The sequence below is a fragment of the Aminobacter sp. P4_H6_2 genome, from assembly GCF_056400805.1.
In genome coordinates this window covers 1-4628 of record NZ_JBFUKO010000438.1, presented here as the reverse complement: position 1 = coordinate 4628, position 4628 = coordinate 1, and the positions used below count along the sequence as shown (strand labels likewise).

The 4628-nt window shown below is 62.4% G+C and carries 3 protein-coding genes; 1 reads left to right on the top strand and 2 read right to left on the bottom strand.

Annotated elements, in window-relative coordinates; all coding sequences use genetic code 11:
* Positions 1 to 1883, top strand: a 1883-nt coding sequence (locus AC1DUU_RS23740) for a xanthine dehydrogenase family protein molybdopterin-binding subunit (protein WP_476785838.1), incomplete at its 5' end; no start/stop codon positions are given.
* A gap of 32 nt (positions 1884 to 1915) precedes the next feature.
* Here AC1DUU_RS23740 and AC1DUU_RS23735 read toward each other — a convergent pair.
* Both AC1DUU_RS23735 and AC1DUU_RS23730 read right to left on the bottom strand, forming a co-directional pair.
* A complete protein-coding gene (locus AC1DUU_RS23735; protein ID WP_476785837.1) occupies positions 1916 to 3064 on the bottom strand; it encodes an amidohydrolase in 1149 nt (382 codons plus the stop codon).
* Positions 3065 to 3539: 475 nt separating this feature from the next.
* The coding region (locus AC1DUU_RS23730; protein WP_476785836.1) for a M14 family metallopeptidase at positions 3540 to 4628 on the bottom strand (1089 nt) is incomplete at its 5' end.

The following is a 4628-nucleotide window of genomic DNA, read 5'->3' as shown; positions in this document are numbered from 1 at the left end:
CACTGGAGGCCGCAACGGAAGGCGCGCGCCTACTTGCTCCGACCTATGAGGTGGAGCCCGCGCGGATCGGATTTGATGGTGGAGAGCGCTACGATCCGCCTGCTGTAGGCATTGGAGCAGAGCCCAACTTCGATCGCGGCGATGTGGCCGCCGGTCTTGCCGCAGCCGCGCATCGGATCGACACCGAATACGAGACTCCGCCCCAGTATCACAACGCAATGGAGCCGCATGCAATCGTTGCCGAGTGGGACGGCGACCGGCTGACCATCGACACACCGAACCAGGCCATCGTGATGGCGCGGGCAGGGTTTGCGGCGTTCTTCGGCATTCCGGCCGAAAATGTGCATCTGCGCAGCCCGTTTCTGGGCGGCGGCTTCGGGTCCAAGGCGATCCTGGTCGGCCCGCAGATCCTCTGCATTCTCGCGGCGCGGATGCTTGGACGGCCGGTGAAACTGGTGCTGCCACGCGACCAGATGTTCGGGCCTGTCGGGCACCGCGGGGCGACGCAACAGCAACTCCGGCTCGGCATCGACGCGCAGGGGCGTCTGACGGCCCTGGAGCACCGCGCGGTGGCGACCACCAGCAGCTTCGACGATTTCATCGAACCCGCAGCCAATGCCTCGCACAACCTCTACGCCAGCCCCGCAATCTCGACGCGGCATTCGGCAATGCGCGTCGATACCGGCACACCCGGTCCAATGCGGGCGCCGGGCGAAGCCTCCGGCTCGGCCGCACTCGAATGCGCGATCGACGAGGCCGCGTTGGCCTGTGGGCTCGATCCCTTGGAATTCCGTCTGCGCAACTATGCCGATACCGACCCGGCGACGGGCAGGCCATTTTCAGCCAAGGCCCTGCGCCAGTGCTATGCGCAAGGCGCAGAACGGTTCGGCTGGGCCGGGCGTCCGCTGGCACCGCGGCAAATGCGCGACCATGCCGGTTTCCTTGTCGGATGGGGGATGGGCAGTGCACTGTTCCCTGCCCCGATGTTCCAGGCGGAGGCGCGCGCTACCTTGCGTGGCGACGGCACCGCGCTCGTCGAAACCGCGGCCGCCGATATGGGCCAGGGCGCCTGGACGGCGCTTGCGCAAATCGCTGCCGACGGATTGGGACTCGACATTGATATGGTCGAATTTCGCTCTGGCTCGTCAGAGCTTCCCGATGGCGGGATCGCCGGCGGCTCGGCCCATACCGCGACAGCTGGAGGCGCGCTCTACAGCGCCGGAGCCGATGTCATTGCAAAACTTTCCGAGATCGCTACCAGCGACCCCAACTCCCCCCTGTTTGGCGCCGGCAATGCTGGCGTCGAGGCGCAAGGCGGGCGCCTTTACCACAGCAATGACAAGAGCCGGAGTGAAAGTTATTCGGATATCCTCGCGCGAGCAGGCCTCAAATCCCTCGAAGGACGCGGGACGGGCCGTCGCGATCCTGCTCATGCGGAAGCGCGTGCGATGTTTTCGCACGGCGCAGTCTTCGCGGAAGTTAAGGTCGACCCGGATCTGGGTCAGGTGAGGGTCACGCGGCTTGTCGGCGCCTTCGCCGCCGGGCGCATCATCAACCCCAGATTGGCGCGCAGCCAACTCTATGGCGGGATGATCTGGGGCCTTTCCTTCGCGCTGCACGAAGAGGCGATCCACGACCGCCGAACAGGCCGGCCGATGAATGCCGACCTGGCTGCCTATCACATCCCCGTCCATGCCGACATTCCCGAGCTCGAGGCGCTGCTGATCGACGAGGATGACCCCTACGTCAATGGCCTTGGGATCAAGGGCGTCGGCGAGATTGGCATCACCGGCACTGTAGGCGCTATCGCCAACGCAATCTGGCACGCGACCGGGGTAAGGGCGCATCGCTTTCCGATCCGGATCGAGGACATTGTCTCCTAGGCGAGTTCAACGAAGGGGGAAGGACCAGAGAATTAGCCAAGGAGGTTGCGCGCCGTACGCATGAATATTCGAGACCCAATCGGGATCAGCGCGTCGGGAAAGTCATAATCTGGATTGTGCAGCGCCGGGTGGCGCTCGCCCGCCCCAAGAAAAAACATCGCCGATGCTGCCTTATGACCGAACACGCCAAAGTCTTCGGAAGCGCGCATAGGCAGGTTTTCTTCCCCATGGAAGACGCCCTCTTCATCGAGAGCTCGCCGCAGGTGCTCCACCGCCTCAGGCGCGTTGACGCTTGCAACAAATGTCTCGTGATAATCGTACTGCGAAGACAAATGATGCTGATCAGAGATTTGTGTCACAAGGGCCTCTGCTGCAGCACATAAATTGGACATAAGGTCGTCGCGACGGGTCCGTAGAGTGGCCCAGACCTCCGCGTGACCAAGCGCGATGCCGAATACGGCTTCGCCCAACACGACATGGGTAACTGTGACCATGCTGAATTCGTCGTCAGCAAATGTTCCGGCGCCAAGCGCTGGGAGCGCAGGCATTAGTTGGCTGATGGCCATCATCGGCGAGACGCCGGTCTCGGGCATGGATGAATGCGCTGTCTTCCCGCCCAACACGATGCGCATGCCGCGTGATGCACAGTTCACCACCCCCGCCTTGAGCCGTACCTGGCCGAGAGGTACCCCTGGCAGATTGTGCAATGAGAAGGCGAAATCCGGCGCGACCGCGGCGAAGCGCGGATCAGCGACGACCCCGGCTGCGCCGTTTCCTGTTTCTTCCGCGGGCTGAAACATCAGCACGACACGGCCTTGAGCAGGCCGGCGGCGTCCAAATTGACGGCCAAGTGCGGCGAGGATTGCGGTATGTCCGTCGTGGCCACACATGTGAGACTTGCCTGGCACAAGGGACGAATGAGGCATGCCCGAAAGTTCGTGGATCGGCAGCGCGTCCAGCTCGGAGCGAAACAACACTGTCGGCCCCGCTTTGCCACTTTCGTAGATGGCCGCAACCCCGTGGCCGCCCAACCCAGTCAGTATCTGGTCCGGCCTTGTACTGGCGAGGAAGTCGGCGACCTCCTTTGCGGTTCTCTCCTCTTCATTGGAGATTTCCGGTTGCTGATGCAATTTGCGCCGCCAGGCCGTAAGCTCGACAACATCTTGGTCGGTAAGGGTCACGCTTTCCGCCTCCGCTTGCGCCAAACTCGCCAAACCGACGCGAGGCGTCAAGCGGCCAGTCGAAAGGCAGCACTACCATCCAATGAGCTAATTGCTACCTACCGATGCCTACGGTAACATTTGGTAGTGTGAAGGTGGATAGCGCCGACGCGATGCCGTAAATCATCGGTCTGAGTGTTGCGACGGCTGCCCCAAACCCCGCCCACCGCGCAATGCAGACGGCCCGCATTGGATTGATCCGATCGGGCCGTTCTTGCGTGACGTGCTGACCCCCAGCCGCATCTACCAGGTCAAGAGGCGGCAGCATTCCAACACTGTCAGACAGAGCAAGCAGCGGACCATGGGCCAACTGTACTCGGTCCCGGACGTTTCAATCTAGCCGTCCCCGAAACCCACATTCAGCCATCCGCATTACTGTTAATATTCAATGACATACGGATAAACGTTCAGTGGCAGGTCAAACGGTTTCGCTTGGTCAGCTGATGCCCGAAATCTCCTGCATGGCCTCGTAGGCCGAAAGCACGGTTTCCATCTGAGCGGTGTGCCCGGCTATAAAGTCTTCGCCATAAATGGTCTCGTCGGGATATTCTGTCACCAGCGTCAGCGGCGTGCTGTGGCGGTCGTCGACCGAACACAGGCAAGGGAAGCCGTTGATGATGCGGAAGCCGGTCTCGCCGGCATGTATCTCGTAGAGCGCGATCTGCGCGTCGTTGTAGGCGAGAAGGCCGGGGATCTTGCCCAGATGGGCGGTAACCTGATCAAGCATGCGTTCGGCGCGCGCCTCCCACCCTGCGTGATGGCGCATGACGAGGAAGAAGCCCTTCGGCAGCGTCCACATAGCGAAGTTGCGTGGCACGTAGCCCGATAGAGGCCGTGTCCATTCATGGCTCGGATAGCCGTGCAGGTTGACGTGCAGCTGTGCACCGGTCAGGCGCTGGGCCTCGATGCGAATGGCCTTTTCGTGCAGCACGCCGCGGGTGTTTTCCAGCGTGCGGTATTCAAGATCGTCGCCCATCGCAGTGTAGCGCGCGGCATGATGCATGTGGCGTGGATTGGCGGCCCGCAGCCTTTGATGCAGCGCATAGCCGTCAGGGTTTTCCATTGGGCTAACGCTGAAATGCGCGTTTGGCCGCCGTGCCAGCACCTTTGCCGCGCGCATGGCCCCAACGATGCCGGTATTTTCATTGGCGTGCTGGCCACCGCTGATGATGACGGGCGCATCCGTTCCCTTGACAAAGCGACCCAGTACAGGCCGGCCCGCGCGGCTCAGAGCTTCGAAGGGCTGGCCGCCGATGGCATCGAGCTCAGCGATCACCTGCGCGAAGAAGGGCGGCTCGCGCATCGTATCGACTGCGACAACAGGACCGCCAGTAATATGCGATGACAATGGCCGCACGCTGACCGCGACAGCGGGCACCGAGCCCTGCGCGATCTCAGGCACGATCTGGCCGGGACGAAGCCCCCGATCGCCGAGCGGACGGCCAGACTTCTTCTGGAAGACTTCAAGCAGCGAGAAGTAGAAATCCTCGTGCAGCGCCTCGCGCAGGCTGAGCACTTCGTAGCC